Origin of the sequence: Bradyrhizobium sp. (assembly GCF_016462955.1) — a bacterium.
In the GTDB taxonomy this organism is placed as follows: Bacteria; Pseudomonadota; Alphaproteobacteria; order Rhizobiales; family Xanthobacteraceae; genus Bradyrhizobium.
In genome coordinates this window covers 8,311-13,429 of sequence record NZ_JAEMSD010000156.1, presented here as the reverse complement: position 1 = coordinate 13,429, position 5,119 = coordinate 8,311, and the positions used below count along the sequence as shown (strand labels likewise).

The following is a 5,119-nucleotide window of genomic DNA, read 5'->3' as shown; positions in this document are numbered from 1 at the left end:
CAGGGCGTGCATCCGCTGCTCGCCGAGCCGTTCGCGGCGGACACCCGCGCCAAGATCACCGGCCTTTCGGACCTCACGCCAAAACCCTGGCCGGAGCGCTTCCGCGAGATCCAGGCGGCCGGCGGTCACATCGAGATCGTGCAGTCGCGGATCCAGCAGGGCGAGATGATTGCGGTTGCGGCCGGCAAGCTCGGCCTGTCGCCCAACGGCCGGCTCGATGGCGAATTGCAGATGACGGTGACCGGCCTCGAGCGCGTGATCCCGGCGCTCGGCATCGAGAAGATGCTGGAGGAGGGCGTGCCGCAGGCCACGCTCGACCGCGTTGTGCCGGGGGTGAAGACGCAGGACCTCAACAATCTGTTCGGCGCGCTCGACCGCGCCGTGCCCGGCCTCGGCAAGGTCATCAAGCAGAACGCCAATGCGGGCGTTGCCGCCGGCATCAATTCGATCGGCAGCGAGACGACGCTGGAAGGCAAGAAGGCGCGCAGCTTCCCGCTGAAATTCGTCGACGGAGCCGTGCTGCTCGGCCCGGTCAAGGTCGGCCAGATCCCGCCGCTGTATTGAAGCCTCTCTCGTCATTCCGGGGCGATGCGCAGCATCGAACCCGGAATCCGTTTAACCGCGTGCGCTGGGGCCCGATGGATTCCGTGCTCGCCCTACGGGCGCCCCGGAATGACGGCCCAAGCTACGGTTTCTTCAGCGCGCCGTGCTGGCGGCCGAAATCGGGCGCGGCCGAATCCTGGCCGATCTCGACGATGCCGCGCCGGATGGCACGGGTGCGGGTGAAGTGGTCGAACAGCGCTTCGCCGTCGCCGCGCCGGATCGCGCGCGTGAGCTTGGAGAGATCCTCGGTGAAGGTGCCGAGCATCTCCAGCACGGCCTCCTTGTTGGCGAGGAACACGTCGCGCCACATCGTCGGATCGGAGGCGGCGATGCGGGTGAAATCGCGAAAGCCGCCGGCGGAGAACTTGATCACCTCGGATTCCGTCACCTGTGCCAGCTCGTCGGCGGTGCCGACGATAGTGTAGGCGATCAGATGCGGCAGATGGCTGGTGATGGCGAGCACGAGATCGTGATGATCGGGCGTCATCACCTCGACCTTGGCGCCCATCGCCGCCCAGAACGCGCGCAGATGCTCCGTGGCTGCTGCATCGGTGCCCTCAGGCGGGGTCAGGATGCACCAGCGGTTGATGAAGAGCTCGGCGAAGCCGGAATCCGGACCCGAGTGCTCGGTGCCGGCGACGGGATGCGCCGGCACGAAATGAGCCGATTTCGGCAGATGCGGCGCCATGTCCCGGACCACCGCGCCCTTGACCGAGCCGACGTCGGAGACGATGGCACCGGGCTTCAGATGCGCGGCGATCTCCTCAGCCACGGGTCCGCAGGCGCCCACGGGAATGCAGAGGATGACGAGATCGGCATCCTTCACGGCCTCCGCATTGGTCACCACGACCTGATCGACGATGCCGAGCTCGGCGACGCGCGCGCGTGTCTTCTCCGAGCGCGCGGTGGTGACGATCTCGGAAGCCAGGCCCTGCAGCTTCGCAGCACGCGCGATCGAGCCGCCGATCAGGCCGAAGCCGATCAGTGCGACGCGCCGGAAGTGCGGATCAGCATTCATTTGCCGGCCAGGAAGTCGCGCAAGCCGTCGACCACGAGGCGGTTGGCCTCCTCGGTGCCGATGGTCATGCGCAGCGAGTGCGGCAGGCCGTAGTTCTTCAGGCCGCGCAGCACGAGGCCGCGCTTGGTGAGGAAGGCGTCGGCCTCGTCCGCGGTCCTGCCCTTCTCGTTCGGGAAGTGGATCAGCACGAAATTGGCGACGCTCGGCGTCACCTTCAGGCCGAGCTTGCCGATCTCCTCGGTGAGCCGGTTGCGCCAGGTCTCGGTGAACTGCTTCGACATCGCCTGATGCGCGGTGTCCTCGATCGCGGCGACGGCAGCGTACATCGCCGGCGTCGACACGTTGAAGGGACCGCGGATGCGGTTGACGGCGTCGATGATGTGCTCTGGCCCGAACATCCAGCCGATGCGGAGCGCAGCGAGGCCGTGGATCTTGGAGAAGGTGTGCGTCACCACCGTGTTCTCGGTGGTGGCGACGAGCTCGATCCCCATTTCGTAATCGTTGCGCGAGACGTAGTCGCAATAGGCGGCGTCGAGCACCAGCAGGACGTGCGACGGCAGGCCGGCGCGCAGCCTCTTGACCTCGTCGAACGGGATGTAGGTGCCGGTCGGATTGTTGGGATTGGCAAGCCAGACCAGCTTCGTCTTCGGCGTGACGGCGGCCAGGATGGCGTCGACGTCGCAGGTGAGGTTCTTCTCCTGCGCCACGACGTTCTTGGCGCCGACCGCCATGGTCGCGATCGGGTAGACCAGGAAGCCGTGCGTGGTGGAGATCGCCTCGTCGCCCTGGCCGAGATAGGTGTGGGCGAGCAGATTGAGGATCTCGTCCGAGCCGGCGCCGCAGATGATGCGGTTGGGATCGAGCCCGAAGGAGCGGCCGATCGCCTCGCGCAGCACGCGCGAGGTGCCTTCCGGATAGTCTTCCAGGTGATCCGCCACGCGCTTGAACGCCTCGATCGCCTTGGGCGAGGGCCCGAACGGCGTCTCGTTGGCCGAGAGCTTGAACACCTTGCGGCCCGGCTCCGGCACCGGGCTCTTGCCGGGCGTGTAGGGCGCAATATCGAGAATGCCGGGATTCGGCACGGGGCGGGACATCTTCAACTCCGAAATGGCGAGGCGCGCGGTTTACGATTTCGCCCCGGTCGGGGGCACCGTATAGCGCGTTGCGTGGCTGCCGACGAGGGCCACGGAGCGCACCGAGGCCCCCGCCTCGATCAGGGCAGCCTTGATTTTCTCGATGCTCGTTGCGCTCGTGACCGAGACCAGCAGCGCAGCGCCGTCGAAGGCGGTATCGGGCACCGCCACGATCTCGGCCAATGGCGACAGCGCACGCGCGACCTCGGCGTTCCAGCCCGACACGCGGACGCTGAATGTCTCGACCTCAGTCACCAGGGCGCTGTCGGCGACGCGCGAGATCGCAAACACCGGCAATGCGGCCGGATGGTCGGCTCGCTCGACGAAGGGCATCCGCGCGATGATTTTCGGCGCGCCTTCCGCCTCCAGCGACAGCCACCAAGGGGTTCGGCTGGAGGTCGCCGAGACCAGCGCCAGGTCGCCCTTGGATCTCGCCACTGCCTCGACCGCGGCCTGCGCGCTGAAATGCGCGACGTAAGGCACGGTGAAGCCGAAATGGAAGCGCGCCGAATCGCGCATCGCCGGCTCGCTCACCGAGACGTCGGCATGCACGGAGAACGGCGCCTGCACATAGGTGAAGGTCGAAATGATGACGCGCCAGATGCTTTCGACTGTGTCGAGCGGCAGGATGCCGCGATGACGCTGCACGATCTCGCGCATCATGGACGCCTCGCGCGCGGGGCGGAACGCGGAGCCGACCTCCTGGGTCTGCTTCACCTGGATCAGGCGGTCGATGATGTCGCCGCGCTGCATCAGCAGGCGATGCATGCTCTCGTCGATCGCATCGATCTCCTTGCGCAGTTCCTGCAATGATGGTGGCGCGGGCGGACGTTGGGACATGTCTGGTCGTCGATCGTTCCGATGGGGGATGTCCTGATTAGGCAGTCGGGGCGGCGAAAGCAAAGAGAAATGAAGTCCTTTCCGGCCGACGCGAGGCAGGCGAATTGGGCTGATCCGGACCGCGACTTGACGAAAATCGCCCAAGACGGTAGCTTTTGCCCGTTCCGTGGTCATTTGAGCCGGCCGGCTTGCAGCCACGTTAAAAAACTCGCTAAACAGGCCGGGGACGCTTCCGATCCCGGCCGAACCTATCGTTCAGGCCGGGTTTTTCATGGCCTGATGTCACTGCGGTCTGAAGTCCGATCGCACATGAGGTCGATGGTCAAATGGGTGGCGTCAAGTCGATACCAAGTCCTGCGATCAGCGCCGACGAGCGCTCGCACGAGGTGGATCATCCGAGCTCGCAGGTCGCGCATTTCGGCGCCGAGCAGCCGCTGCGGCTCGATTGCGGCGTCGATCTCACCCCGTTCCAGATCGCTTACCAGACCTATGGCGAGCTCAACGCCGATCGCTCCAACGCGATCCTGATCTGCCATGCGCTGACCGGCGACCAGCATGTCGCCAATGTGCATCCCGTGACCGGCAAGCCCGGCTGGTGGGAGACGCTGGTCGGTCCCGGCCGGCCCATCGACCCCAAGCACTACTTCATCATCTGCTCCAACGTGATCGGCGGCTGCATGGGCTCGACCGGCCCGGCGTCGATCAATCCCGCCACCGGCAAGGTCTGGGGCCTGGACTTCCCCGTCATCACCATCCCCGACATGGTGCGCGCGCAGGCGATGCTGATTGATCGGCTCGGTATCGATACGCTGTTTGCGGTCGTCGGCGGTTCGATGGGCGGCATGCAGGTGCTGCAATGGACCGCGGCCTATCCTGCCCGCGTATTCTCCGCGCTGGCGATCGCCTGCGCGACGCGGCATTCGGCGCAGAACATTGCCTTCCATGAACTCGGCCGCCAGGCCGTGATGGCAGACCCCGATTGGGACGGCGGCGGCTATGCCGATCGCGGCACCCATCCGCACCGCGGGCTCGCGGTGGCGCGGATGGCGGCGCACATCACCTATCTCTCCGACGCGGCGCTGCATCGCAAGTTCGGCCGTCGCATGCAGGACCGCGAACTGCCGACGTTCTCTTTCGATGCCGATTTCCAGGTCGAGTCCTATCTGCGCTACCAGGGCTCGTCCTTCGTCGAGCGCTTCGATGCCAACTCCTATCTCTATCTGACGCGCGCGATGGACTATTTCGACATCGCCGCCGACCACGGCGGCGTGCTGGCGAAGGCGTTCGCCGACATCAAGACGCGCTTCTGCGTGGTTTCTTTCACCAGCGACTGGCTGTTCCCGACTTCGGAATCGCGCGCGCTGGTGCATGCGCTGAACGCCTCGAGCGCGCGGGTGTCGTTCGCCGAGATCGAGACCGATCGCGGCCATGACGCCTTCCTGCTCGACGTGCCCGAGTTCTTCGACATCTCCCGCGCCTTCCTGCAATCGGCAGGCAAGGCCCGTGGATTGAAGGATCGCTAAAA

Annotated in this window: 5 protein-coding genes and 1 riboswitch; of the genes, 2 read left to right on the top strand and 3 right to left on the bottom strand. The window is 65.9% G+C overall.

The features are described 5' to 3' along the window. Positions 1 to 564, top strand: a 564-nt coding sequence (locus JHD07_RS17525) for a DUF2125 domain-containing protein (RefSeq protein WP_291624415.1), incomplete at its 5' end; no start/stop codon positions are given. A 121-nt stretch (positions 565 to 685) separates the two neighbouring features. Here JHD07_RS17525 and JHD07_RS17520 read toward each other — a convergent pair. Genes JHD07_RS17520 through JHD07_RS17510 form a run of 3 tightly spaced genes read right to left on the bottom strand, consistent with a single transcriptional unit; the run spans position 686 to position 3,594 of the window. Continuing rightward, the gene (locus JHD07_RS17520; protein ID WP_291624414.1) at positions 686 to 1,621 is read right to left on the bottom strand and encodes a prephenate/arogenate dehydrogenase family protein; all 936 of its coding nucleotides are present in this window, start codon (positions 1,619 to 1,621) and stop codon (positions 686 to 688) included. Continuing rightward, a complete protein-coding gene (hisC, locus tag JHD07_RS17515; protein ID WP_291624413.1) occupies positions 1,618 to 2,715 on the bottom strand; it encodes a histidinol-phosphate transaminase in 1,098 nt (365 codons plus the stop codon). The genes JHD07_RS17520 and hisC overlap by 4 nt, the downstream gene beginning before the upstream one ends. 30 nt (positions 2,716 to 2,745) lie before the next feature. Beyond that, entirely contained in the window at positions 2,746 to 3,594 is an 849-nt protein-coding gene (locus JHD07_RS17510) for a chorismate mutase (RefSeq protein WP_291624412.1), read from the bottom strand. Positions 3,595 to 3,750: 156 nt separating this feature from the next. Further along, positions 3,751 to 3,830, top strand: a riboswitch (SAM riboswitch). Between the two features lie 90 nt (positions 3,831 to 3,920). Between JHD07_RS17510 and JHD07_RS17505 the strand changes: the two genes are divergently transcribed. Further along, entirely contained in the window at positions 3,921 to 5,117 is a 1,197-nt protein-coding gene (locus tag JHD07_RS17505) for a homoserine O-acetyltransferase (protein ID WP_291624411.1), read from the top strand. Positions 5,118 to 5,119 lie beyond the last annotated feature (2 nt).

Coding starts and splice junctions, on each gene's coding strand:
- JHD07_RS17510 (WP_291624412.1), bottom strand. CDS start 3,594: ATGTCCCAACGTCCGCCCGCGCCACCATCATTGCAGGAACTGCGCAAG.
- JHD07_RS17520 (WP_291624414.1), bottom strand. CDS start 1,621: ATGAATGCTGATCCGCACTTCCGGCGCGTCGCACTGATCGGCTTCGGC.
- hisC (WP_291624413.1), bottom strand. CDS start 2,715: ATGTCCCGCCCCGTGCCGAATCCCGGCATTCTCGATATTGCGCCCTAC.
- JHD07_RS17505 (WP_291624411.1), top strand. CDS start 3,921: ATGGGTGGCGTCAAGTCGATACCAAGTCCTGCGATCAGCGCCGACGAG.